The 25,524-nt window shown below is 73.2% G+C and carries 17 protein-coding genes; 12 read left to right on the top strand and 5 right to left on the bottom strand.

Going from position 1 to position 25,524, the window contains the following annotated elements:
• Positions 1 to 197: 197 nt before the first annotated feature.
• On the top strand, positions 198 to 1,025 hold the full coding sequence (locus ACFYVL_RS32390) for a hypothetical protein (RefSeq protein ID WP_389251226.1): 828 nt from the start codon (positions 198 to 200) through the stop codon (positions 1,023 to 1,025).
• Positions 1,026 to 1,146: 121 nt separating this feature from the next.
• Complete coding sequence (locus tag ACFYVL_RS32385) at positions 1,147 to 3,756, top strand: protein kinase (RefSeq protein WP_389251224.1); 2,610 nt, start codon at positions 1,147 to 1,149, stop codon at positions 3,754 to 3,756.
• 115 nt (positions 3,757 to 3,871) lie between these two features.
• Here ACFYVL_RS32385 and aspS read toward each other — a convergent pair whose 3' ends face one another.
• Complete coding sequence (aspS, locus tag ACFYVL_RS32380; RefSeq protein WP_389251222.1) at positions 3,872 to 5,638, bottom strand: aspartate--tRNA ligase; 1,767 nt, start codon at positions 5,636 to 5,638, stop codon at positions 3,872 to 3,874.
• A gap of 256 nt (positions 5,639 to 5,894) precedes the next feature.
• Here aspS and ACFYVL_RS32375 point away from each other — a divergent pair, with 256 nt between their 5' ends.
• Positions 5,895 to 7,991 carry a SpoIIE family protein phosphatase gene (locus ACFYVL_RS32375; protein WP_389251220.1) on the top strand — a complete coding sequence of 699 codons (2,097 nt, stop codon included), beginning with the start codon at positions 5,895 to 5,897 and terminating at the stop codon, positions 7,989 to 7,991.
• Between the two features lie 90 nt (positions 7,992 to 8,081).
• On the opposite strand, the gene ACFYVL_RS32370 is transcribed toward ACFYVL_RS32375, so the two are convergent.
• From ACFYVL_RS32370 to ACFYVL_RS32360, 3 genes are all read right to left on the bottom strand, one after another.
• Entirely contained in the window at positions 8,082 to 9,164 is a 1,083-nt protein-coding gene (locus ACFYVL_RS32370; RefSeq protein WP_389251218.1) for an AI-2E family transporter, read from the bottom strand.
• Positions 9,165 to 9,314: 150 nt separating this feature from the next.
• On the bottom strand, positions 9,315 to 10,271 hold the full coding sequence (locus ACFYVL_RS32365; RefSeq protein WP_389251216.1) for a pirin family protein: 957 nt from the start codon (positions 10,269 to 10,271) through the stop codon (positions 9,315 to 9,317).
• 139 nt (positions 10,272 to 10,410) lie between these two features.
• Positions 10,411 to 10,920, bottom strand: a complete 510-nt coding sequence (locus ACFYVL_RS32360; protein ID WP_389251214.1) for an SseB family protein — start codon at positions 10,918 to 10,920, stop codon at positions 10,411 to 10,413.
• Between the two features lie 132 nt (positions 10,921 to 11,052).
• Here ACFYVL_RS32360 and ACFYVL_RS32355 point away from each other — a divergent pair, with 132 nt between their 5' ends.
• The 5 genes from ACFYVL_RS32355 to ACFYVL_RS32335 all read left to right on the top strand — a co-directional run bounded on the left by ACFYVL_RS32355 (position 11,053) and on the right by ACFYVL_RS32335 (position 19,357).
• Positions 11,053 to 12,879 carry an acyl-CoA dehydrogenase gene (locus ACFYVL_RS32355; RefSeq protein WP_389251212.1) on the top strand — a complete coding sequence of 609 codons (1,827 nt, stop codon included), beginning with the start codon at positions 11,053 to 11,055 and terminating at the stop codon, positions 12,877 to 12,879.
• 96 nt (positions 12,880 to 12,975) lie between these two features.
• Complete coding sequence (locus tag ACFYVL_RS32350) at positions 12,976 to 13,701, top strand: hypothetical protein (RefSeq protein WP_389251210.1); 726 nt, start codon at positions 12,976 to 12,978, stop codon at positions 13,699 to 13,701.
• Positions 13,702 to 13,797: 96 nt separating this feature from the next.
• Positions 13,798 to 15,105, top strand: a complete 1,308-nt coding sequence (locus ACFYVL_RS32345; RefSeq protein WP_389251208.1) for a M18 family aminopeptidase — start codon at positions 13,798 to 13,800, stop codon at positions 15,103 to 15,105.
• A 100-nt stretch (positions 15,106 to 15,205) separates the two neighbouring features.
• Positions 15,206 to 15,433: a DUF6458 family protein gene (locus ACFYVL_RS32340; protein WP_389251206.1), complete on the top strand. Its 228-nt coding sequence runs from the start codon at positions 15,206 to 15,208 to the stop codon at positions 15,431 to 15,433.
• A 132-nt stretch (positions 15,434 to 15,565) separates the two neighbouring features.
• On the top strand, positions 15,566 to 19,357 hold the full coding sequence (locus ACFYVL_RS32335; RefSeq protein ID WP_389251204.1) for a BTAD domain-containing putative transcriptional regulator: 3,792 nt from the start codon (positions 15,566 to 15,568) through the stop codon (positions 19,355 to 19,357).
• A 25-nt stretch (positions 19,358 to 19,382) separates the two neighbouring features.
• Here ACFYVL_RS32335 and ACFYVL_RS32330 read toward each other — a convergent pair whose 3' ends face one another.
• Positions 19,383 to 21,254: an NHL domain-containing thioredoxin family protein gene (locus tag ACFYVL_RS32330; RefSeq protein WP_389251202.1), complete on the bottom strand. Its 1,872-nt coding sequence runs from the start codon at positions 21,252 to 21,254 to the stop codon at positions 19,383 to 19,385.
• Between the two features lie 182 nt (positions 21,255 to 21,436).
• On the opposite strand from ACFYVL_RS32330, the gene ACFYVL_RS32325 reads away from it, so the two are divergent.
• The 4 genes from ACFYVL_RS32325 to ACFYVL_RS32310 all read left to right on the top strand — a co-directional run bounded on the left by ACFYVL_RS32325 (position 21,437) and on the right by ACFYVL_RS32310 (position 25,455).
• Positions 21,437 to 21,967, top strand: a complete 531-nt coding sequence (locus ACFYVL_RS32325; RefSeq protein WP_389251200.1) for a hypothetical protein — start codon at positions 21,437 to 21,439, stop codon at positions 21,965 to 21,967.
• 190 nt (positions 21,968 to 22,157) lie between these two features.
• The gene (locus tag ACFYVL_RS32320) at positions 22,158 to 23,012 is read left to right on the top strand and encodes a DUF4097 domain-containing protein (RefSeq protein WP_389251198.1); all 855 of its coding nucleotides are present in this window, start codon (positions 22,158 to 22,160) and stop codon (positions 23,010 to 23,012) included.
• Between the two features lie 518 nt (positions 23,013 to 23,530).
• Entirely contained in the window at positions 23,531 to 24,655 is a 1,125-nt protein-coding gene (locus tag ACFYVL_RS32315; RefSeq protein ID WP_389251196.1) for an ATP-binding cassette domain-containing protein, read from the top strand.
• Entirely contained in the window at positions 24,652 to 25,455 is an 804-nt protein-coding gene (locus tag ACFYVL_RS32310; protein WP_389251194.1) for an ABC transporter permease, read from the top strand. The genes ACFYVL_RS32315 and ACFYVL_RS32310 overlap by 4 nt, the downstream gene beginning before the upstream one ends.
• Positions 25,456 to 25,524 lie beyond the last annotated feature (69 nt).

Genomic DNA, 25,524 nt, shown 5'->3' with positions numbered 1-25,524 from the left:
GGCAAGGTCGTCCTGGTCCCCTGAGCATCCCGGCACCAACGGGCCCGGCGGGGGGGGGGGGGGGGGGGGGGGGGGGGGGGGGGGGGGGGCGGGGGGGCCCCCCCCCCCCCCCCCCCCTTCGCTGTTCGCCCCCGGCCACTGTTTTCCCCGAGCTTCCCCGAGCTTTCCCGAGCTTTCCCGAGAAGAGCACGCCCCCCATGCACAGCCCTCCGCCCGGCCCCGGCCCCGGCCCCGGCCCCGCGCCCGTCCCCGGTCCCACGCCCGCTCCCACGCCCGCTCCCGCTCCCGCCATGTCGCGCGGCCAGTTCGTGGGGCTGCTGGCCGCCGGGACCGGGCTCCTGCTGACCGCCTGCGTGCTGCTGCTCGGGCCGGTGCGCACGGCGCAGGCGGAGGCGGACGCCTTCCGGATCGCGTACGCCGCCCCCTCCTGCGACGCCGCACGGCCCGACGCGGCGGACCGCGACTGCGTACGGCTCGTCCCCGGCACCCTGCGGGGCCACCGGGCGTCGGGCAGCGGCAAGGGTTCGGAGTACTGGGTGAGCATCGCCGACGACGGCGCCCGGGACGCCCGCTGGATCCGGCTCGACGGCCGGGGCCCGCTCTACGAGGCCCCCGAGGGCAGCCGGGTCACCTCGGCCGACTGGCGCGGCAGCACGCGCGTCCTGCGGTTCGGCGAGGTCTCCCAGCACACCCGCGACGCCCCGGACGGAGCGCACGTCGTCCCGCAGATCGCGGCGCTGACCGTGGCGCCGCTCGGCGCGATGATGCTGGTCATGGCCTGGTGGTACCGCAGGCACCCCGACGTGTCGCCGACCGCCGCCAAATCCCTGGGCGAACAGCCGCCGCAGCTGCGGATCGTCACCCTCGCCGGAGTGCTGCTCACCGTCACCGGAATCGTCGTCGGCATCCTCGCCGAACCGTCCCGGGCACCGCTGTGGATGGCCGGGGCGACCGGCGCGACCCTGTGCCTCGCGCTCCCGTTCTGGCTCAGGACCGGCCGCAGAGCGCGGCGCGGCCCGGCCTGACCGACCGGCCAAACACCCTTCCCCCGGCGCCACTTGGGCCCCGCACCGTCTGGCAGACTGCCCCTGGCTGACCACCGGGACCGTCGACGAGGACGGTCGCACCACGAGGGGGAAACAGGGCATGTGGGGTCGGGGGACCGTGCTCGGCGGGCGGTACGCGCTGGCCGAGCGCATCGGCGGCGGCGCCATGGGCGAGGTCTGGCGCGCACGGGACGAGGTGCTGGAGCGGTCCGTCGCGGTCAAGATCCTGCTGCCGAAGCTGCTGGAGGACCCGCAGTTCGCGGCCCGTTTCCGGCGCGAGGCGAAGGTGCTGGCGTCGCTCAGCCACCCGGGCATCGTGGACGTCCACGACTACGGCGAGGAGCCCGCGGCCGACGAGGACGGCGACCGCATCGCGTACATCGTGATGGCGCTGGTCGACGGCCACCCGCTCGACGAGGTCCGCGACGACGAGGCGCCGATGCCCGTCCGGCGGGCGCTCGGCATCGTCGCCCAGGCACTGGACGCGCTGCACGCCGCTCACCGCCGGGGCATCGTGCACCGCGACCTCAAGCCGTCGAACCTGATGCTGCGCGAGGACGGCCGGGTGACGGTGACGGACTTCGGCATCGCGCACAGCAAGGCGGCGTCCCGGCTGACGGCCTCGCACTCGGTGCTGGGCACGGCCCTGTACATCGCCCCGGAACAGGCCGAGGGCATCGCCACCGTGCCCGCGTCGGACCTCTACTCGCTGGGCGTCGTCGCCTACGAACTCCTCACCGGGGACGTGCCGTTCAACGGCGACACAGTCCTGGAGATCGTCCTCAAGCACATCCGCGAACCGGCCCCCGAACTCCCGCCCGCCTTCCCCGCCCCGGTCCGCGCCTTCGTGTCCCGAGCCCTGTCGAAGACCCCGGAGGAACGCTGGCCGGACGCGTCCTCCATGGCAACGGCGGCCCGCGAAGCGGCGGACATGGCGGAGGCCGGGGCGGAGGCCGGGGCGGCTGCCGCCGAGGGCTCGGGCGGAGCGGAGACGGCTGCTGCTGAGGGCTCGGGCGGCGCGGCAGTGGCGGGTGCCGGTGCAGGTGCAGGTGCCGGGGGTGCGGCGGTGGCGGGTGCCGGTGCCGGGGGTGCAGCGGTGGCGAGTGCCGGTGCCGAGGGCTCGGGCGGTGTGGGCGGTGCCGGGCGTGTGGGCGGTGTGGCCGGTGCCGCCGGAGCGGTGGAAGTGGCCGGGGGCAGCCCGGTGGCTGATGCGGCACGGGCTGCGGACGGGGAGCCGGAAGCGGACCGTGCGCCCGGGGCGGGCCGCGCCTTCGGCATGGCCCCGGGCGACGGCCCAGGCCCCGCCTTCGGCGGAGGGCTCGCCGCCTACGCGGGACCGATCCCGGGCACGGGGCCGGTGGCCGGTGCCGGGCCGGTGGCTGGTCCTGGGCAGGTGGCCGGTGGCGGGCCAGTGGCAGATCCCGGACCGATACCCGGTGCCGGGCTGATACCCGGTGCCGGGCCAACGGCAGGGGCCGGTCCGCACGGCGGTGGTGGCGGGTCCGGGAACGGCGTCGGGCCGACGACCGGTGGCGTGGCTCAGCACAGTGCCCAGCCTGCGACGAGCACCGCTCCCGGTCCCGGCACCGGGCCGGTGGCCGAGGCCAGGCCGGTGGCCGAGGCCGGGCCGGGAAAGGGCCCCGGAGAGACCGCTGCGCCCGGGGCCTCCGCCGGGCCCTCAGCCGGTTCCGCAGCCGGGGCTGTGTCCGGTCCCGGGGCCGGACCGGCGTCCGCTCCCGCCGCCGGGCCCGGGTCCGATCCGCTTCTCGTGTCGGGGCCCGTCCCCGGTGTTGGGGCCAACGCCGCTTCCGTGCCGGCCGCCGCTCCCTGGTGGAAGCGGCGGCGGGGGCCGTTGCTCGTCGCGGTGCCCGTCGTGCTCGCGGCGGTCACCGTCACCGCGCTCAACCTGCTGCCGGGTGAGCGGAGCGACCGTGCCGACGGGGCGCCCTCGCCGGGTAGTACTCCCGGCGCCGGCGCCACCCCCGGCGCGCGGCAGCCCGCCGCGCCGCCCACCGGCAGCGGCCCCACGACACCCGGTACCACCGCTCCCTCGGCGCCCGCCAAGGACACCACCGGCGGTACGGGCGCGGCGGGCGGCGGCAGTGCGAAGCAAGCCGGGGGAACGGGCCAGCACGGCGGCACCCCGGCGGCCGGAGGCACCGCGTCCGGCGGGGGCCAGAACACCGGCAGCGGCAGCGGTGGGAACGCGGGCGGCGCGGGCAGCGGAAGCGGCGGCACCGGCAGCACCGGTGACAAGCCCAAGCCGCCGCCCGGCCCCGGCAAGCCCGCCGACTGCGGCGGCGACGGCTGGGGAGCGATCACCAACGTCGGCAGCGGCCGGCCGATGGGGCTCGCCACCGCCTCTGCCACGGGCACCGGCAACAAGGTCGTCTCGGGCGGCAGCGCCCAGTTCGGCTGGGTGCAGGGCGGAGCGGCGCAGTTCCCCGAGTTCCACGCGTGCAGCCTGGCGGGCAGCGCCCTCGGCCTCAAGCAGGCCCCCGCGTTCAACGAGAAGACGGGCCTCGTACTGGCCGGGGGGAGCGGCTACAACGGCTACATCACCGCCTGGAAGACCACCCCGGCAGGCGGCGCCCACCAGATCAACTACTACGTCGGCGACGGCTGCGTCACCGACAAGGGCGCGGGCCGCCAGCTGACCGTCGAGACCTGCACCCCGGGCAACAAGGCCCAGCTGTGGCGGCTGCCGTAGGGGCGGCGCGCAGAGCAGAGCACAGGGGAAAGGCCCCGGAAGCGACGGCTTCCGGGGCCTTTCCACGAGCGACGCGAAACAAGTGACGCGACAACGAGCGACGCGCAGCCGCGTACTACTTCTCGACCGGCTTCCGCAGCTGGATGTTCAGCTCGCGCAGGCGGGCCTCCTCCAGGACGGTCGGGGCGCCCATCATGAGGTCCTGGGCGTTGCCGTTCAGCGGGAAGGCGATGGTCTCGCGGATGTTCGGCTCGTCCGCCAGCAGCATCACGATGCGGTCGACGCCCGGGGCGATGCCACCGTGCGGCGGGGCGCCGAGGCGGAACGCGCGCAGCATGCCCGCGAACTCCTGCTCAACGGTCTCCGCCTCGTAACCCGCGATCTCGAAGGCCTTGAGCATCAGCTCGGGCTCGTGGTTGCGGATCGCGCCGGAGGACAGCTCGATGCCGTTGCAGACGATGTCGTACTGGAAGGCCAGGATGTCCAGCGGGTCCTTCTCCTCCAGGTCCTTCATGCCGCCCTGGGGCATCGAGAAGGGGTTGTGCGAGAAGTCGATCTTCCCGGTCTCCTCGTCCTTCTCGTACATCGGGAAGTCGACGATCCAGCAGAACCGGAAGACGTTCTCCTCGAAGTGGCCCGCGCGCTTGGCGGCCTCGACGCGCACCGCCGACATGATCTTGGAGACCTCGTCGAACTCGCCCGCACCGAAGAAGACGGCGTGGCCAGGAACCAGGGAGAGGCGGTCGGTGAGCGCCTTGACGTCGTCCTCGGTGAGGAACTTCGCGATCGGACCGGCCAGCTGGCCGTCCTCGCCGACACGGACCCAGGCCAGGCCCTTCGCGCCCTGCTCGACCGCGTAGTCGCCCAGGCCGTCGAAGAACTTGCGGGACTGGCCGGCGGTGTCCGGGACGGGCAGCGCGCGCACGTGCTTGCCCGCGAACGCCTTGAAACCGGAGCCGGCGAAGACGTCGGTGACGTCGACCAGCTCCAGCTTGGCGCGCAGGTCGGGCTTGTCGTTGCCGTACTTCAGCATCGACTCGCGGAACGGGATGCGCGGGAACGGCGAGGTGACCTCGCGGCCGTTGCCGTACTCGGTGAACAGCTCGGTCATCAGCTGCTCGATCGGGCGGAAGACGTCCTCCTGCTCGACGAAGGACATCTCGATGTCGAGCTGGTAGAACTCGCCCGGCGAGCGGTCCGCGCGGGCGTCCTCGTCGCGGAAGCACGGCGCGATCTGGAAGTACCGGTCGAAGCCCGAGATCATCAGCAGCTGCTTGAACTGCTGCGGGGCCTGCGGCAGGGCGTAGAACTTGCCCGGGTTCAGCCGGGACGGGACGACGAAGTCACGGGCGCCCTCGGGGGAGGTCGCGGTGAGGATCGGGGTCGCCATCTCGTTGAAGCCGAGCGCCACCATCTTCGAGCGGATCGAGGCGATGACGGAGGAGCGCAGCATGATGTTGCGGTGCATGCGCTCGCGGCGCAGGTCGAGGAAGCGGTACTCCAGGCGCCGCTCCTCGTTGACGCCGTCCTCGGCGTTGATGGTGAAGGGGAGCGGGGCGGCGGCGCCCAGCACCTCGACCTCGCCGACCTCGATCTCGATCTCGCCGGTGGGCAGCTCGGGGTTGACGTTGTCCGCGCCACGGGCGGAGACCTTGCCGTCGATGCGGACGACGGTCTCCTTGGTCAGTTTCGCGAGGGCCTCGTTGGCGGGGGTGCCGGGGCGGGCGACGAGCTGCACCAGACCGTAGTGGTCGCGCAGATCGATGAAGAGGATGCCGCCCAGGTCGCGACGGTTGTGCAGCCAGCCGCTCAGCCGGACGTCGGCGCCGACGTCGGAGGCGCGGAGCTCGCCGCACGTGTGGGACCTGTACCGATGCTGCATCGTTCATCCAATTCTTCGCGAGATTCTTCGCGAGACAGGCGGGAATCAACTTCCGTCAAGGTTACCGGCCTCCCGCATCCCCTTTTCCGGCCCGGGGCCCACCCCCGCCCACCGCCGTTTCACGTGAAACATCGCCCGGCGCCGATCGGCCTGCCCGGGGTCCGCCGGGCCGCCCCCGGGCGGGCGCAGAACGGGAAAGAGGGGACTTGGCTGCCCTGAGCGGCTCATCCTCGTACGACCTGGGAGGATGGGGCCCATGCGCACCGAGGACGTGCTGGCCGCGATCGACACGGGCCTGTGGCAGTGGGACAACGCCTCAGGGACCGTTGCCTTCGACGCCGTGGCGGCCCGCCTGGTCGGCCTGCCCGCCGAGGAAGTCACTCTGACGGAGTCCGCCGCCAGGGCCCGTTTCCACCCCGTGGACTGGAACGAGATACACGGCATCGTGCAGCTCGCCGTCGCCGAGGGGACGGTCGCCGAGGCCCGGCTGCGGATCATGTCCGAGGACGGCCGCCAGGTCCTGCGTACCGTGCGCAGCCGTTCCAAGCCCCTCGACGCCGACGGGGACTACCAGCTCATCGGCACCATCCAGGAGGTCGCGGAGTCCCCGCCGGGCACCGCCGCCCGCACGCCCGTGACCGGTGACTGGCGCCGCTCCCGGGAGGCGTTCCTGCTGGACGCGGGGCGGGCTCTGGCAGAGGCGCGGTCCACTGCGGAGGTGCTGCGGGTCGCGGCCTCGCTGTCCATGCCGGGGTTCTCCCCGGACGGGCTCGCGGTGTTCGGGGTGGCGGGCGACCGGCTGACGACGATCGGCCACCACGGGCACAGACCTGGCGACGAGGACCCGTTCACGGACATGCCGCTGGAGACGGACTATCCGGCGGCCGAGGTGGTGCGGACCGGGCGGGCGATCTATCTGCCCACGCCGGAGGACTACCGGACCCGCTTCCCCGCGACCTGGCCGCTGGCCGAGGGGTTCGGGCGGCGGTCCTGGGCGTTCGTGCCGCTGATCGTGGCGGGGCGGACGATGGGCGCGTGGATGGCGGGCTTCGCGCACCCGGTGGCGTTCACGCCCGACGAACGGTCGGTGCTCACGACGGTCGCGCGGATGCTGGCGCAGGCGCTCGCGCGGGCGGGCGTGGAGGAGTCGGAGCGGGCCCTGTCCGAGGGCCTCCAGCGGTCGATGATGCCGACGCTGGGGCCGGAGATACCGGGCATGACGGTGGCCGCGCGGTACGTGCCGACCGGTGGCGGACTCCAGGTCGGCGGCGACTGGTACGACATGATCCCGCTGCCTTCGGGCCGGTTCGCCCTGGTCATCGGTGATGTGCAGGGGCACGACGTACGGGCGGCCGGACTGATGGGGCAGCTGCGGATCGCCCTGCGCGCCTACGCCTCGGAGGGCCACCGCCCGGACGCGGTGCTCTCCCGCGCCTCCCGCTTCCTGCACGGCATCACCGACACCTACGCCCCGGAGGACCACTCCAGCCCGCGCTTCGCGACCTGTCTGTATCTGGAGGTCGACCCGGCCGACGGGACGGTCGAGCTGGCGCGGGCGGGACACCCGGAGCCCGCGGTGCGGATGTCGGACGGCACGGTCCTGGTCCGTACGACGGCGGGCGGCCTGCCGCTGGGCATCGACCCGGACACCGACTATCCGACGTCCCGGCTGGCACTGGAGCCGGGCGAGACGCTGATGGTCTGTACGGACGGGCTGATCGAGACCGGCGGCCACGACCTGGAGTCCGGCTGGACCCGGCTCCGCACGATCATGGAGAACCACCGGGAGCTCGACCTGGAGAAGCTCGCCGACGATCTGGTGCAGGCGGTGCACGGGCCCCCTTCGCACCACACCACGGGCCCGCTGTCCGACCGCCGCGAGGACGACATCGCCCTGCTGCTGCTGAGCCGCGAGGCGGTCGCCGCGGTGCCGTCCCCGGTGCGCAGCACGGCCGTCACGGTCGCCCAGGCCGAGCCCGAACGGATCGCGGGCACCCGCCGCCAGCTGCGCGAGCTGCTGCACGACTGGGCGGACGAGGACCAGGTCGACTCGGCGGTCCTGATGGTCTCCGAGATGGTCACCAACGTCCTGGTGCACACCGACGGCGACGCCCTGCTGACGGCCAGGGTGAGCGGACCGGCCGGCGCCCGGCGGCTGCGGGTCGACGTCACGGACGTCAGCGACGAGCTGCCGCACAAGCGGCGGCCCGGCGAGATGGCGTCCTCCGGGCGGGGGCTGCTGCTGATGGAGATGCTGGCGCACGCCTGGGGCGTGGACCCGCGCGGCGAGGGCAAGTCGATCTGGTTCGAGCTGTACGAGGACGCACCGCCGGTGTCGTACGAGGAGGTCTGAGACCACCGGGTCCCACCGCGCCGCTTCCGTGTACGACCGGGCCCCCGGCCGCCCCGGGCCGCTTGGGCGCGACGCCGGGTCCCACCGGGCTCAGCCGTGCCGCGGAAGCTCCCCGGGCTCCTCGCGCGGAGCCGCGTACCGCTGGCGGACCTCGGAGAAGATGCCGAACGCGGCGGCGGTCAGCGGCACCGCGAGCAGCATGCCGATGATCCCGGCGACGGACGCCCCCGCGGTGATCGCCACCATCACCACCGCCGGGTGCATCTGGACCGTCCGGCTCTGGATCATGGGCTGGAGGATGTGCCCCTCCAGCACCTGCACGGCGAGCACCACGCCCAGCGCCCACAGGGCGATCACCACGCCCCGGTCGGCGAGCGCCACCAGGATCGCGACGGCGCCGGAGAGGAAGGCGCCCAGGTAGGGGATGTACGCCCCGACGAAGACCAGCGCGCCCAGGCCCACCGCGCCCGGCACCCGCAGGATCAGCAGGCCGACGGTGATGCACAGGGCGTCGATGAGCGCGATGAAGGTCGTTCCGCGCATGAACCCCTCCACCGCCTCGAAGGCCCGGCGGGCCATCGCCTCGACGGTGTCGCCCGCGTCGCGGGGCGCGAACCCGCGCAGGGACGCCACGGCGCGGTCGGAGTCGCGGAGGAAGAAGAAGATCAGCAGCAGTGCGAGGACGGCGGTCGCGACGAGCTGCCCGACGATGCCGACTCCCGCCAGCACCCCGGAGGCCGCGGTGCCGCCGAACTTGCCGAGGAGGTCCTTGGAGCGGTCGGCGAGGTCGTTGAGCGTGGTCCCCTCGCCGCCGAACCGCTCGACGAGGTCGGAGGCGGCCGTCTGCACGGAGGTGACGATCTGCTCGCCGGTGTCGACGAGGGCGTTCACGACGACCCAGGACGCGCCGCCGACCACGGCGAGTACGGCCGCGCAGGTGAGCCCCGCGGCCAGCGACTTGTTGACCTTAACCTGGACCAGCCGCCGGTAGAGCGGCCCGAGCAGCGCGGTGCCGAGGATCGCCAGCAGGACGGGCGTCACCGCGGTCTTGAAGGTGATGCACAGCCACACCCCGACGGCCGTCACTCCGGCCACGAGCAGTGCCACGACGCACCAGGCCGCGGTGCGGCGAACGGGTTCGGGCAGCAGCTGGCCGGCCGGGGTGGGGGACATGGGCCCACCAGAGCACGGCGACGGGGTGTCCGCGCGCGGGCGGAGTCCGAGCGGGTGACACACCGTCAGCCCCCGCCCTCGCGGGACGGGGGCCGACGGTCACTGCCGGCGGATCACCGGCCGGGCACGGACCGGCCGGTGATCACCCGCTCACATGCCGTGGACGGCCGGGACCGTGCCGAGGCGGCCGGCCTGGAAGTCGTCGAAGGCCTGCTGGAGTTCCGCCTGGCTGTTCATGACGAACGGCCCGTAGTGCGCCATCGGCTCGCGGATCGGACGCCCGCCGAGGAGCACGACCTCCAGGTCGGGGGTGTGGGAGTCCTGCTGTTCGTCGGCGCGGACCGTGAGCGAGCCGCCGTCGCCGAAGACCGCCGTCTGGCCCATGTGGATGGGGCGCCGCTCGCCGCCCACCGTGCCGCGGCCGGCCAACACGTACGCCAGGCCGTTGAAGTCCGAGCGCCAGGGCAGCGTGACCTCGGCGCCGGGCCGTACCGTCGCGTGGATCATCGTGATGGGGGTGTGCGTGATGCCGGGACCCTCGTGCCCGTCCAGCTCGCCCGCGATGACGCGCAGCAGTGCGCCGCCGTCGGGGGTGGTGAGCAGCTGGACCTGGTTGTTGCGGATGTCCTGGTAGCGCGGGGCCATCATCTTGTCCTTGGCCGGCAGGTTCACCCACAGCTGGAGGCCGTGGAAGAGTCCGCCGCTGACGACCAGCGCCTCCGGCGGCGCCTCGATGTGCAGCAGGCCGGCGCCCGCCGTCATCCACTGGGTGTCGCCGTTGGTGATGGATCCGCCGCCGCCGTTGGAGTCCTGGTGGTCCATCTGGCCGTCGATGATGTACGTGACGGTCTCGAAGCCGCGGTGCGGGTGCCAGGGGGTTCCCTTGGGCTCGCCGGGCGCGTACTCCACCTCGCCCATCTGGTCCATCATGATGAACGGGTCGAGGTACTGGTAGTTGATGCCCGCGAATGCGCGGCGCACCGGGAAGCCCTCCCCCTCGAAGCCGCTCGGCGCCGTCGTGACGGCGAGCACGGGCCGCGCCACGGCGTCGGCGGACGCGACGACCTTCGGCAGGGTGAGCGGGTTTTCGACAGTTACTGCGGGCATCAGAGACCCTCCTCGCGGGATGTTCCTCTTTCAAGTTAGTTGAATGGTGAACATCCCGCAAGGCGTGGCCATTCCCGGCGGGGGAACGGCGGGGTCCCGGCAGGAAGCAGCCGGGCCGGTCAGGCGTGCGGCGGGCGGCTCAGCCGTACATCCGGCGCATCGCGAAGTCGACCATCTGCTCGACGGCCTTGGCGTCGAACACCATCCGGTGCTCGCCCTCCATGTCGAGCACGAAGCCGTACCCGGTCGGCAGCAGGTCGATGACCTCGGCACCCGTGATCACGAAGTACTTGGACTCCTTGCCCGCGTACTTCCGCAGCTCCTTGAGCGTGGTGAACATCGGGATCACCGGGTGCTGGGTGTTGTGCAGCGCCAGGAATCCCGGCCCCTCGCCGCGCGGGCAGTAGACCTTCGAGGAGGCGAAGATCTGCTGGAAGTCCTCGGCGGACAGCGTCCCGGTCGTGAACGCGCGCACCCCGTCGGCCAGCGACGGCGGCGACGGCTCGGGGTACAGCGGCTGCTCGCCGTACCCGCCCTGCGGAGCGGCCTGGTGCTGGGGCGGCGGCTGCGGCGGGGCGTAACCCTGCTGGGCTCCCCCCGGCGGGGCGTAGCCCTGCTGCGCGCCCGGATTCTGCTCGTAGCCATACATGGGCCAAAGAGTAGTGCGCCACATCTCGGCGCACGGGGTTGCGGCTTATTACCGATGGGTAGCATCCTGGTAGCTACTTGCTGGTAGTTGTTACGAGGATCCTGCCTCCCCGAGTTATACGGAGCCGTCGCCATGGGGCACTACAAGTCGAATCTCCGGGACATCGAGTTCAACCTCTTCGAGGTGCTCGGTCGCGACAAGCTGTACGGCACCGGCCCGTTCGCGGAGATGGACGTCGAGACCGCCAAGAGCATCCTCGACGAGCTGCGCCGCCTCGCCGAGAACGAGCTGGCCGAGTCCTTCGAGGACGCCGACCGCAACCCGCCCGTCTTCGACCCGGCGACGAACACCGCGCCCGTCCCGGCGTCCTTCAAGAAGAGCTACCAGGCCTTCATGGACTCCGAGTACTGGCGGCTCGGCCTGCCGGAGGAGATCGGCGGCACGACCTCCCCGCGCTCGCTGATCTGGGCCTACGCGGAGCTGCTGCTCGGCGCCAACCCGGCCGTGTGGATGTACTCCTCCGGCCCGGCCTTCGCCGGCATCCTCTTCCAGGAGGGCAACGAGGCGCAGAAGAAGGTCGCGCAGATCGCCGTCGAGAAGCAGTGGGGCTCCACGATGGTGCTGACCGAGCCGGACGCCGGTTCGGACGTCGGCGCCGGTCGCACGAAGGCGATCCAGCAGGAGGACGGCTCCTGGCACATCGAGGGCGTGAAGCGCTTCATCACGTCCGGTGAGCACGACATGTCGGAGAACATCCTCCACTACGTGCTGGCCCGCCCCGAGGGTGCCGGTCCGGGCACCAAGGGCCTCTCCCTCTTCCTCGTGCCGAAGTACGACTTCGACTGGGAGACCGGCGAGCTGGGCGAGCGCAACGGCGTCTACGCCACCAACGTCGAGCACAAGATGGGCCTCAAGGCGTCCAACACCTGCGAGATGACCTTCGGCGACCAGCACCCCGCCAAGGGCTGGCTGATCGGCGACAAGCACGACGGCATCCGCCAGATGTTCATGATCATCGAGTTCGCCCGGATGATGGTCGGCACGAAGGCCATCGCGACGCTCTCGACGGGTTACCTGAACGCCCTTGAGTACGCCAAGGAGCGCGTCCAGGGCACCGACCTGGCCAACTTCATGGACAAGGCCGCGCCCAAGGTCACCATCACCCACCACCCGGACGTCCGCCGCGCGCTCATGGAGCAGAAGGCGTACTCCGAGGGCATGCGCGCGCTGGTGCTGCACACCGCGTGCGTGCAGGACGAAATCGCGGTGAAGGAGGCCGCCGGCGAGGACGCCAAGGCCGAGATCGCGCTGAACGACCTCCTCCTGCCGATCGTGAAGGGCTACGGCTCGGAGAAGTCCTACGAGCAGCTCGCCCAGTCCCTCCAGACCTTCGGCGGCTCCGGGTACCTCCAGGAGTACCCGATCGAGCAGTACATCCGCGACGCCAAGATCGACACCCTGTACGAGGGCACCACCGCCATCCAGGGCCAGGACTTCTTCTTCCGGAAGATCGTCCGCAACCAGGGCGCGGCGCTGAACCAGCTCGCCGAGGAGATCAAGAAGTTCCTCGCCGTGGGCACCGGCGGCGACGAGCTGGCGGGCGCCCGTGAGCAGCTCGCGAAGGCGGCCGTGGACCTGGAGGCCATCGTCGGCGCCATGCTGACGGACCTCGCGGGCACCGAGAAGGACGTCAAGTCCATCTACAAGGTGGGCCTGAACACGACCCGGCTGCTGATGGCCTCCGGTGACGTGGTCGTCGGCTACCTGCTGCTGCGCGGCGCGGCCGTCGCCCAGGAGAAGCTGGCCGGCGCCTCCTCGAAGGACGTCCCCTTCTACACCGGCAAGATCGCGGCGGCGAAGTACTTCGCGGCCAACGTGCTGCCGGGCGTGGGCGTCGAGCGGGCCAAGGCCGAGGCCGTCGACAACTCGCTGATGGAGCTGGACGAGGCCGCCTTCTAGGCACCCGCCCCCGCACGGACCCTCCGGGCCGGACCGTTCCCCCTCGCCGGGGCACGGTCCGGCCCGTTGTCGGTGGTGCGTGCGAGGCTTGGAGACATGGCTGGAATGGCTGGACAGGAATCGCAGGGCAAGGGGTACTCCGTCCCCGCCGGGCTGCCGTACGCGCTCCAGGAGCTGCGCAGCAGGCTGGGCACGGCCAGCGACCTGGTGAAGGAGATGTACGACGGCGCCCACCCCGCCGAGTACGAACCCGTCGCCGACTCGCTGTACGGGGCCTACCGCACGGCCTCCGACCTCGCTCCCGCCCGCAACGTCACCGGCTGCAAGGAGCACCCCGACGGGGCGGTGGACCCCACCGCGCCCGAGGGCTGGGGCCGCTGCCTGCTGTGCAACCACCGCAGGCGGCTCACCGAGCGCGGTGCGCCCAGCCCCGCCGAGGAGCGGCCCAGGCTGCCGGACGGGTCGGCGCCGAAGGCCACGCTGGCGGCCCTGACGGCACAGTTCGCGCTGGTCAACGAGCGCTCCTTCGACCTGGGGACGTCGTCGGCGCCGGAGGAGTTCGCGGCGCTGGCCGCCGAGCTGCACCGGGCGTTCGTCCTGGCCAGGGAGCTGTCCCGGCCGCGGAACTCCTCGGGGTGCGCACAGCACCCCGGAGCCCCCGTGGACCCGGACGCACCGGCCGGCGAGGAGTGCATCTTCTGCGCGGGCCGCCGCCGGCAGGCACAGCGCGCGGCGGGCACCCCGCAGATGCTGCCGCGGGTGGCGCGCGGAGAGCGCCGGATGCCGCTGCGACGGCGCTTCGAACGCCCGCCGGGACTGTAACGGCGGCACCGCCCTCACCGTCCCGGCGGGCCCGCGCCGCGATCCCGGGCGGCATCGGCCGGGTTGCCGCACGGGCGTGCTCGCTACGCTGGGCGTATGAGCAGCACCACAGCCCGATTCGATCGCGGCCACACCGACGACCTGATGTCCTTCCTCGCCGCCGGCCCCTCCCCGTACCACGCGGTGGCCACCGCCGCCGAGCGCCTTGAGAAGGTCGGCTTCCGTCAGGTCGCCGAGACCGACGCCTGGGACGGGTCGACGGGCGGCAAGTACGTCCTGCGCGGCGGCGCCATCATCGCCTGGTACGTCCCCGAGGGCGCCCAGGCGCACACCCCGTTCCGCATCGTCGGCGGGCATACCGACTCCCCGAACCTCCGGGTCAAGCCCCTGCCCGACTCCGGCAACCAGGGCTGGCGGCAGGTCGCCGTCGAGGTCTACGGCGGCACCCTGCTCAACACCTGGCTCGACCGGGACCTCGGTCTGGCCGGCCGGCTCACCCTGCGCGACGGCTCGCACCGCCTGGTCAACATCGACCGCGCCCTGCTCCGCGTCCCCCAGCTCGCCATCCACCTCGACCGCGGCGCCAACGACGGCCTCAAGCTCGACAAGCAGCGCCACATGCAGCCCATCTGGGGCCTCGGCGACGTCCACGAGGGCGACCTCATCGCGTACGTCGCCCAGGAGGCGGGCCTCGACGCCGAGGACATCACCGGCTGGGACCTGATGCCGCACGCCATCGAGGCGCCGTCCTACCTCGGCCGCGACAAGGAGCTCGTCGCGGGCCCCCGGATGGACAACCTGCTGTCCGTGCACGCCTGCGTCGCCGCCCTCGCCGCCGTCGCGAGCGCGGACGCCAGTGGCGACCACAAGCTCCCGTACATCCCGGTGCTCGCCGCCTTCGACCACGAGGAGAACGGCTCCCAGTCCGACACCGGCGCCGACGGCCCGCTCCTCGGCAACGTGCTGGAACGCTCCGTCTTCTCCCGCGGCGGCACCTACGAGGACCGGGCGCGCGCCTTCGCCGGCACCGTCTGCCTCTCCTCCGACACCGGCCACGCCGTGCACCCCAACTACGCCGAGCGGCACGACCCCACGCACCACCCGCGCGCCAACGGCGGTCCCATCCTCAAGGTCAACGTGAACCAGCGGTACGCGACCGACGGCTCCGGCCGCGCCGTGTTCGTGGCGGCCTGCGAGAAGGCCGGCGTGCCCCTCCAGCACTTCGTGTCCAACAACGCGATGCCCTGCGGCACCACCATCGGCCCGATCACCGCGGCCCGCCACGGCATCCAGACCGTGGACATCGGGGTGGCGATCCTCTCCATGCACAGCGCCCGCGAGCTGTGCGGAGCCGACGACCCCTACCTGCTGGCCAACGCGCTGACCGCGTTCCTGGAGGGCTGAACTCCGCCTCCACGCATGGCTGTTCCGGCCCCGGGTACGCGCCACGTACACCGACAGGGCCGGAACGGTCATTCGCGATCATCCTCGGAGGCGAACTGAAATGGGCTTGGGCGGCTGCATCGTCCTCGTCGCAGTGGGGGCCATCCTGACCTTCGCCACTGACTGGGAAATGGAAAGCGTCAACCTCGACCTGGTCGGGGTGATCATGATGCTCGTCGGAATCATCGGCATCGTGGTCTTCACCAGCGTCCTCAAGCGCCGCAGGGGCATGGGCGTCCCGCCCTCCGCCGGCGGCGTCACGGAGGAGCGCTACCGGCGCTACGAGTGAGCCGGGCGGGCGAGCAGGCACGGAAATGTGATCTCGGCACGGTGAGCCCGGAGGTAAGGGCTCGGTAAGCTGACCCATTGGTTCCCTTTCACCGGGAACGCAGAATTCACCCAGGTCGGCAGCGGAGGCGCAGTGGAGTTCCGGTTGCTCGGAGCGGTGTCCGTCGCCACCGAGACCGGAGAGCTGCCCCTCGGCCCGGCCAAACGCCGCAGCGTCCTGGCCGCGCTCCTGCTGCGCCCCAACACCGCCGTCCCCGTCGACCAGCTGATCGACACCGTCTGGGACGAGGAGCCGCCCGCCCACGCGCGCACCGTCGTGCAGGGCCACGTCTCCCGGCTGCGGGCACTGCTCAACGACGGCGAGGCGGCGGCGTACGGGGTCGAACTCGCCACCCGGGGCCGGGCGTACGTCCTGCAGATGTCGGAGTCGCTGCTCGACGCGCACCGCTTCGAGGAACTCGTACAGCTCGCCAAGCGCCAGCGGCAGCCCGCCGACGCGGTACTGATGCTCCGCGAGGCACTCGCGCTGTGGCGCGGCCCCGCGCTGACCGGAACCGTGGCCTCCGAGCCGCTGGAGGCCGCCGCGCACGCCCTGGAGGAGACCCGCCTCGTCACGGTGGAGAACCTGGCCGACGCGTACGGCGAACTGGGCGAGCACGGCCGGGCGGCGGCCGTGCTGCGCACCGAGGCGGTCGCCCACCCGATGCGGGAGACCCTGGCGGCGGCGCTGATGCTGGCGCTGTACCGGGCGGGCAGGCAGTCCGACGCGCTGGACTGGTACCACCGGACCCGCCGCCTGCTCGCGGACGAACTGGGAGTGGACCCGGGCCGCGCGCTCCAGAACGCGTACCGGACGATCCTCCAGGGCGACGGCGAACGCCGCGCGGGAGCGGCGGCTCTGGGGAGCGGTGCTGGTGGGGCGGGCACGGACGGCCGGACCGGAGACGGCCGGACCGGAGACGGCCGGACCGGAGACGGCCGGACCGGAGACGGCCGGACCGGAGACGGCCGGACCGGAGACGGCCGGACCGGGGACGGCCGGGCCACGGACGGCCGGGCTGTCGCCTCCCGCATGTCCGACCGGCCCGCCGCCGGGCACCGGCCCGATGCCGGGAGCACGACGGCACCACCGGATGCGCCCGCAACGCCCGCACCGCACGCGGCACCTGGAGCGCCCGGAGCACCCGGAACGCCTGGAGCACCTGGGACATCAGGGGCACCCGGAACGCCTGGAGCGCCCGGGGCACCCGGAGCACCCGGAACGCCTGCACCCAACGCACCCCACCGGCACGCGGCCGAACCGCAGTCCACCGACGCCTCCTGGCCGGCCGCCCCGCAGGGGCCCGAGGCAGGCACGGCCGCCGCACAGATATCCGCGCCCGGCACCCCGGCCCCGCAGCCCGTGACCGGACCGCACACCACGACGCCGGGCACGGCCCCCCAGCCCGTGACCGAACCGCACACCCCGGCCCCGGCCCCGCAACCCCCGGCCGGACCGCACACCACGACCCCAGCCCCGGCCCCCCAGCCCCCGGCCGGATCGCACACCACCACGCCGACCCCGGCCCCGCACCCCCCGGCTGCCGGAGCGCACACCGCGCCGCCGACCTCGGCCTCCGCGCCGGGTCCGAACGCCCCGTACCCGCCGGAGCACCTCGCCCCCGGTACGGTCCCCGGCGCCGCTCCGGCCGCGCACCCGTCCCGTCCCGGCACCGCCCCCACCGGCGGCGGCTCCTCGGCGGGCCACTCCTGCGGAAACGGCGCCTCGGGAAGTGGCTGCGGCGCAAGCGCCCCCTCGGGGAGCAGCGCTGTCATCCCGCCCGGGGCCGCCCCCGTCGACGTACCCGCCGCCACCACTCCTCCGGGGGCCGTCGCCCACACCGTCCCGGAGTCCCTCCCGCGCAATCCGCGCGGTTTCCTCGGCCGTGATGCCGAGCTGGCCGCGCTCGGGGACGCCGCCGGCGAGGGGGACGCGCCGATCCTGCTCGTCACCGGGCCGCCCGGGGTCGGCAAGACCGCGCTGGCCCTGCACTGGGCCCACCGGCGGCGGGCCGACTTCCCCGGCGGGCGGCTGTTCGCCGACCTGCACGGCTTCGACGCGCTCGCGGACCCCGAACCGGCCGACGTCATACGGGAGTTCTTGGTCGCGCTCGGCGTCAGCGGTCGCGCCATGCCCGAGACGCCCGCCGCCGCCGCGGCGCTGTACCGGCGGCTCACCGCCGACCGCAGGATCCTCGTCGTACTCGACAACGCGCGCAGCTCCGAGCAAGTACGACCGCTGCTGCCGTCGGGCGACGACTGCGTCACCCTCGTGACCAGCAGAAACCGGCTCGACGGGCTCATCGCGGGCGACCTCGCCCGGCCCGTCCCGCTGACCGTCCTCGGCCCCGACGACTCCACCGCGCTGCTCGCCGGAGTGCTCGGCACCCGGCGGATCGCCGCCGAGCCCGAGGCCGCCCGCAGGCTGGCCGCCCTGTGCGACGGACTGCCGCTCGCGCTGCGCATCACGGCCGCCCGGCTCACCACCCACCCCGACTGGACCCTCGACCGGCACGGCGCCGAACTCGCCGACGAACAGGGGCGGCTCGCCCTGCTCTCGGCCGAGGACCGCGGCGTGGCCGCCGAACTGCGGCTCAGCGTGCAGCAGTTGACGGGCGCGGCACCACGGGTGTTCCGCAGCCTGGGCGCACACACCGGGAAGTTCTTCGACCGGTACGCGGCCGGGGCGCTCGCCGGGATCACCCCGGGCGAGGCGGGCGCGGCCCTCGACCAGCTGGCCGCGGCCCACCTGGTGCAGGAGTCACTGCCGGGCCGGTTCGCCCTGCACGACCTGGTCCGGCTGTACGCACGCGGACTCGCGGCGACGGTGGACGCCGGACCGGAGGCACCGGAGACGGGGCCGGAGTCCGAACCGGAGACGGCACCGGACTCCGGACCGGAGACGGCGCCGGAGCCCGCACCGGGGGCACCCGGCGAGCCCCCGAACGGCCACACCCCCCTCACCCGACTCGTCGGCCACTACCTCCACACCGAGCTGGCCGCCAACGCGGTCGCCGAGCCGGGCAGCCGCCCCTGCTGCGCGCTCCCCGGCGATGTTCCGAAGCCGTCCGCCGTACGGGAGTTCCGCAGCCGCACCGAGGCCATCGAGTGGTACGAGGCGGAACGCGAGGCGCTCGCCGGGGCGATGGCCGCCGCGCAGGAGGCGGGCCGCCCCGACCTGGTGTGGCGGCTCGGGATCCTGCAGTGGCCGTACATCCTGTGGCGGGTGCGGGAGCGCTGGGTTCCGGTACTGGAGCAGGCGCTGGCCGCCGCCGAGGCCGAGGACGACGCGGACGCCCAGTCGCGGGTCCGGGCGCTGCTCGGCTGGGTGCTGATGGAGGAGGGCAGGTCCGAAGAGGCCTATCCGCACCTGGAGTTGGCGCCGGTGCTGGCCGCGCGGGCGGGCGACCCGGTCGACGAGGCGATCGGCCGGATCAACCTGTCGCACGCGCAGCAGGCGCGCGGCGACGTGGAAGGGGCGCGGGAGGGCTGCGTACGGGCCGCCGCGCTCGCCCAGCGGGCGGGCGACCGGCCGACGGAGATGCTCGCCCTCCAGACGCTCGCCGAGCACTGCCTGCGCGCGGGCGAACCGGAGGCCGCCCTCCAGCACTCGCTGGACGGACTCGCCCTGGGCAGCACCGACGCCGGAACGATCCGCCGGTCCCTGCTGCAGACCGCGCAGGGCGAGTCGCTGACCCAGCTGGGCCGCCTGGAGGAGGGCCTCGGCCTGCTCTCCCTCGCCGCGGCCACGGCCGAGGAGGCCGGTTACCACGAGGGTGCCTGCCGGGCGCTGGACATCCTGTGGCGGCTCACCGGCGACCCGTCGTACGAGACCCGCTACAACCGGGCCGCGGCGGCCCTGGCCACGGAACCCGCACTGCCGTAACCGGGTTCCGTCGGCCTGGCCCGGCCTACTCGTCCAGTCCCGCCAGCACCAGCGCCAGTCGCCGTTCGCCGCCCTCGACGAGCTTCACCGGAACGCCCCAGTCCTGCTGGTGCACATGGCAGGCCGGGTACTCGTTCGCCGGGTCGTCGTCGCAGGACGCCGCCATCGCCGACACATGCAGCACCCCCTCCGTGACCTCCGGGTTCAGCACCAGGTCGCGGCCGAGGTCGGTCCCCGTCCCGTCGCCCTCGGCGATCAGCTCGGGCGGCGTCGCCGACACCAGGAGACGCGTCGAGGGGCCGTACCGGGTGTCCAGCTTCTGGCCGCTCGGCGCCTGGAAGACCACGTCCAGCCGCAGAGTTCCGGGGGCGACCTCGGTGGCCGCCCGCCGCGTACGGTGCGCGACGGCCTCCACCCGTACCGCCTCCTCCGGCAGCCGCAGCCGGGTCAGCCGGTGCCGGGCCGACTCGACGACCACGATGTCGTCGCCTACCAGCACGGCGTCGCTCGGCTCGCGCAGGTCCGTGGCGAGCGTGGTGACCTGACCGGTCGCCGGCTCGTACCGCCTGAGCGCGTGGTTGTACGTGTCGCTGATCGCGACCGAGCCGTCCGGCAGCGCGGTGACGCCCAACGGGTGCTGGAGCAGCGCCTGTCCGGCCTCCCCGTCGCGGTGGCCGAAGTCGAACAGGCCGGTGCCGACTGCCGTGTGCACCACGTCGTCCGTGTCCACCCAGCGCACCGCCGAGGTCTCGGAGTCGGCCACCCAGAGGCGGTCCTCGGTGGCGGCGAGCCCGGACGGCTGGGCGAACCAGGCCTCGCCGGCCGGGCCGTCCACCAGACCCTCGTTGGTGGTGCCGGCGGCGACCCGGACGGTGCCCGCCCCGGGGTCGTACGCCCAGAGCTGGTGCACCCCGGCCATGGCGATCCACACCTCGCCGCGCCACCACGCCACGTCCCACGGCGAGGAGAGCGACACCTCCAGCGCGGGCCCGGACGTCGGCTCGCCCTGCCACCACTGCTTGCCCGTACCGGCCAGGACGGCGACCTCGCCGGTGGCCGGGTCGTACGACTTGAGCTGGTGGTTGACGGTGTCGGCGACGACCACCCGGCCGTCGGGGAGCAGCGCGAGCCCCTGCGGCTCGTTGAAACCGCCTCCACCGCCGCCCGTACCGCCGCTCTTGCCTCCGTCGATGCGGCGCAGCACCGTCTCGCCGTCCGGCGCCAGCTCCACCAGCTGGCCGCGGGTGGTGTCGGAGACAAGGAGGTTGCCGGGTCCGCCGTCCGCGCCCGGCAGCACGAGCGCCTTGCCCGGGAAGCGGAGGTCGGTGGCGACCGGCTCGGGCTCGACGTACGGGCCGTCGCCGCGCCGCAGGGTGCCCTTCGCCTCGTGCTCCGCCTCCAGCTCGCTGACCAGCCGCTCGATGGCGTGGGCGTGGCCCTCACCGGCGTGCTGGGCGACGACGTACCCCTCGGGGTCGATGACCACCAGCGTCGGCCAGGCCCGTACCGCGTACTGCTTCCAGGTGGCCAGCTCGGGGTCGTCGAGGACCGGGTGGTGCACCTGGTAGCGCTCGACGGCATCGACCACGGCCTGGTGCTCGGCCTCGTGCACGAACTTCGGCGAGTGCACCCCGACGATCACGGTGGTGTCGCTGTGCCGCTGCTCCAGCTCGCGCAGTTCGTCGAGGACGTGGAGGCAGTTGATGCAGCAGAAGGTCCAGAAATCGAGAATGAGGACGCGCCCGCGGAAGTCGGCGAGGGTCAGCTCCTTGCCGCCCGTGTTGAGCCAGCCGCCCTTGCCAACCAGTTCGGGCGCGCGCACACGGGCGCGGCGGGGGGCGGGAGCGGGGCCCTGTCCGGGGGTCGGGTCGGGAGTCACGGGGGTGGGGGCAGTCATGGCACCAAGGGTGCCACCGTGGTGCGCGCCGTGCGTAACCAGCTCATGAAACCTCGCGGAGAGGGAAGAGCGCAGGTCAGAACCGCAAGGAGGGTTCCGCGGGGGCACTTGCTCCGTGCGTGACGCCACTCTGAGCCAAACTTCCCCTTGCGATGGCACCACGATGGTGCCATGATGGCGTCATGGACCTCACGCCGTACGTAGACACCCTCCGCCGCGAACTCGCGGTGGCCGCCGAAGCCGGCGGGACCGAAGCACGCGAGCTGGCCGAGCGGCTCACCGCTCCGCTGGAGTCGGCGACCCGGCTCACCCTGCTCAACGCGCTCTCCGCCGCGATGGACGAGATCACCCGTGAACTCGCCCCCGGCTCGGTCGACGTACGACTGCGTGGGCTCGACCCCGACTTCGTGGTGACGCTGCCCTCCGGCGGCGCCTTCGAGCAGCCGGGCGCCGTGGCCGCCACGGCCGCCGCACCCCCGGTTCCGGTCGCCGTCGACGAGGGCGACGGCGGCGCCACCGCGCGCATCAACCTGCGGCTGCCCGCCCATCTCAAGACCCGCGCCGAGGACGCGGCGGGCCGCGAGGGACTCTCGGTCAACGCGTGGCTGGTACGCGCGGTGTCCGCGGCGGTCGACGCGGGGGCCGGTGCCCCGGTCCGGGCCGGGGACCGCGCGATGAACAGCGGCCAGAGCTTCACCGGCTGGGCGCGCTGAGGGTACGGCGCACCGGCGCCGCGTACACCACACGCACGACGAACACCGCGCACCGCACGCCGCACACGGCACGTACGTCGCGCGACGAACACCGCACGCCGCACGCGTCTCGGACGCACCACGTGCGTCGCACGCTTTCGGGCACCACCCGCAGGGGGACACCCCGACGACCCAAGAGGACGGGACAGCCATGCCTTCTTTCGACACTCCTGAACCGATCGCCTCCACCTTCCGCGTGGAGGCCGGATCGGTCCGGCTCATCGCGGCGGGCCGCACCGAGACCCTTGTCGAGGTAAGCCCGCGCAACCCGAAGAAGGACGCCGACGTACGGGCGGCCGAGCAGACCCGGGTCTCGTACACGGGCGGCACCCTGACGGTCACGACGCCCAAGACCAACCGGCTCGGACTCGGGCGCACCGGCATCGTCGACGTCGTCTGCGAACTGCCCGCGGGCTCGCAGGCGGAGGTGAACGGTTCCTGGACCGAGGTGCGCGGCGAGGGGCGGCTCGGCGAGGTCCGGGTGAAGACCTCGACCGGCGACGTGCACCTGGACGAGACCGGGCCGTTGCAGCTGACCGTGTCCCACGGGAACGTCACCGTGGACCACGTCCAGGGGCAGGCCACGATCACCACCAGCTCCGGCGGACTGCGCGTCGGCGCCGTCGCGGGGAACGCGGTCCTGAAGAACTCGCACGGCGCGACGAACGTCGGCACCGTCGGCGGGGAACTGCGGGTCAACGGCTCGAACGGCGACATCCTCGTCGAGCGCGCCGAGGGCTCCGTCACCGCCGCGACGGCCCACGGCGCGCTGCGCGTCGCGGAGGTGGCGCGCGGAACGGTCCAGCTGGAGACGTCGTACGGCGGGATCGAGGTCGGGGTCCGCTCGGGTACGGCCGCGTGGCTGGACGTCAGTTCGGAACGGGGGCTCGTGCACAACGCGCTCACCGCGACGGAGGGGCCGGCACCGGAGGACGCGGGGGACACGGTGGAGGTCAGGGCGCGGACGCGATGGGGAAACATCGAGATCCGCCGGACCCGGGGCTAGAGCCGGCTTAGAGGGGCCTGCTGGACGGGGCAGGCCCGGCATAGGGGCCCGCTGAACGCGGGGACAGGCCCGGCATCGAGGGGCCTTGCTGGGCGCGGGGGCAGGCCCGGCATCGAGGGGCCCGCTGGACGGGACCCCTCCCTACCTGTCATGCCCACGCCACACGTTTCGGCCGACCGAGCCCACCGCCGCCCCACCGCCCCATGGGCAGCGGGGCCGCCCAGGGGGCGGGACGGGTGGGCATGGGGCGGCCCCCGGCGGAGCCGCACCCCTCCCGGCCCGGCCCACCTCCGCCACGCCGCCGCAACAGTGGCCCCACCGCGAACCGCCGCAGCCGCCCGGACCCCCAAGCCCCAGCTCCGCCGGGGCGCCGCCCCCTTGCCCGCCCGTACCGCCCCCGGGGGGCGGCCCCGCCGCCCAAGGGAGCGGGCCGGGAGCGAAACGGTGCGCCCCACCCACCCCAGACGCACCCGCACAGTCACCCGCACCCACCCAACCCACACCCGAAAGGTCACCCCATGAGCGCCTTGTCCGCCACTCCAGGCCCTGCCACCGGCCCCGGCCCCGTACTCGCACCCACCCCCACCCTCGCCATCAGCACCACCTCCCTCCGGAAGTCCTACGGCGACAAAGTCGTCCTCGACGGAGTCGACATCCGCATCCCGCGCGGCACGATCTACGCCCTCCTCGGGCCGAACGGGGCCGGCAAGACCACCACCGTCCAGATCCTCTCCACCCTGATCGCCCCCGGCGCCGACTCCGGTGAGGTCCGGGTCGCGGGGCACGCGCTCGGCACCGCCGACGAGTCGATCCGCTCCTCGATCGGCGTCACCGGACAGTTCTCCGCCGTCGACAACCTCCTCACCGGCGAGGAGAACCTGCTCCTGATGGCCAAGCTGCACCACCTCACCCGCCGCGAGAGCAAGCACCGCGCCACCGACCTGCTGCGGCGCTTCGACCTGACGGAGGCCGGGCAGAAGACCGCCGCCACCTACTCCGGCGGTATGCGCCGCCGGCTCGACCTCGCGATGACCCTGGTCGGCGACCCGAGCGTCATCTTCCTCGACGAGCCCACCACCGGCCTCGACCCGCGAAGCCGCCGCACCGTGTGGGAACTCATCCGGGAGCTGGTCGCCGACGGCATCACGATCTTCCTCACCACCCAGTACCTGGAGGAGGCCGACCAGCTCGCCGACCGCATCGCCGTGCTGGACGGCGGCCGGATCGTCGCCGAGGGCACCGCCGAGGAGCTCAAGCGGCTGATCCCCGGCGGCCACATCCGCCTCCGCTTCCACGAGGCGCACCAACTCGCCTTCGCCGCACAGCAGCTCGACCCGGTCACCACCGACGCCGAGGCGCTGACGCTCGACATCCCGAGCGACGGCAGCATCCCGGCCCTGCGCGCGGTTCTGGACCAGCTCGACGGCGCCGCCATCGAAGCCGCTGCCCTCACCGTCCACACCCCGGACCTCGACGACGTCTTCCTCACCCTGACCGGAAACGGCAACGGAAGCGGCACCGGAGACAGCAACGGAAGCGCCCACAACGGAGCCAGCAACGGAAGCACCCGCGCCAGCAGCACCGGGAGCAACACCACCGCCCCCGCCACCAACCCCACCCCCCGCAAGGAGTCCGTGCGATGAGCGCCGCCCTCTCCACCGCCCCCGCACCCACCAAGTCGTACGCCCTGCGCGACTCGCTCACCATGCTGAGCCGCAACCTCAAACGCGCCAAGCGCTATCCCTCGATGACCATCGCGGTGGTCTCCATGCCCATCGTGATGCTGCTCCTGTTCGTGTTCGTCTTCGGCGGCGCGCTCGGCAACGGCATCGGCGGGGGCGGCGAGTACATCGACTACGTGGCCCCCGGCATCCTGCTGATGGCCGTCGCCTCCGGCTCGCTCTCCACGGCGGTCTCCGTCGCGATGGACATGACCGAGGGCATCATCAACCGCTTCCGCACCATGGCGATCTCGCGGGCCTCCGTCCTCACCGGCCATGTCATCGGCGGTGTCATCCAGACGATGCTCAGCCTGGTGCTGGTGCTCGGCGTGGCCCTGCTGTGCGGGTTCCGGCCCAACGCCAACGTCCTCGAATGGGCCGCCGCCTTCGGCGTCCTGACCCTGCTGGCCTTCGCCCTCACCTGGATCGCGGCGGCCATGGGCCTGTCCAGCAAGAGCGTCGAGACGGCCAGCAACGCGCCGATGCCGATCACCTTCCTGCCCTTCCTCGGCAGCGCGATCGTCACCCCCGACTCGATGCCCACCGGGGTGCGCTGGTTCGCCGAGTACCAGCCCTTCACGCCGCTGACCGAGACCCTGCGCGGCCTCATGATGGGCACCCCCATCGGCAACAACGGCTGGATCGCGCTCGGCTGGGGCGTCGGTCTGTCGCTGGTCGGCTACCTGTGGGCCCGTTCCGTCTTCAACCGCCCGGTGAAGTAACCCGCACGCCGAAGGCGGCTTCCCCACCGGAAAGCAACTCCCCGTACGAGGTCAGCAGCGCGGCCGGTC

This window comes from Streptomyces sp. NPDC004111, assembly GCF_042874215.1.
GTDB lineage: Bacteria > Actinomycetota > Actinomycetes > Streptomycetales > Streptomycetaceae > Streptomyces.
This window is presented reverse-complemented; position numbering and strand designations above follow the sequence as displayed.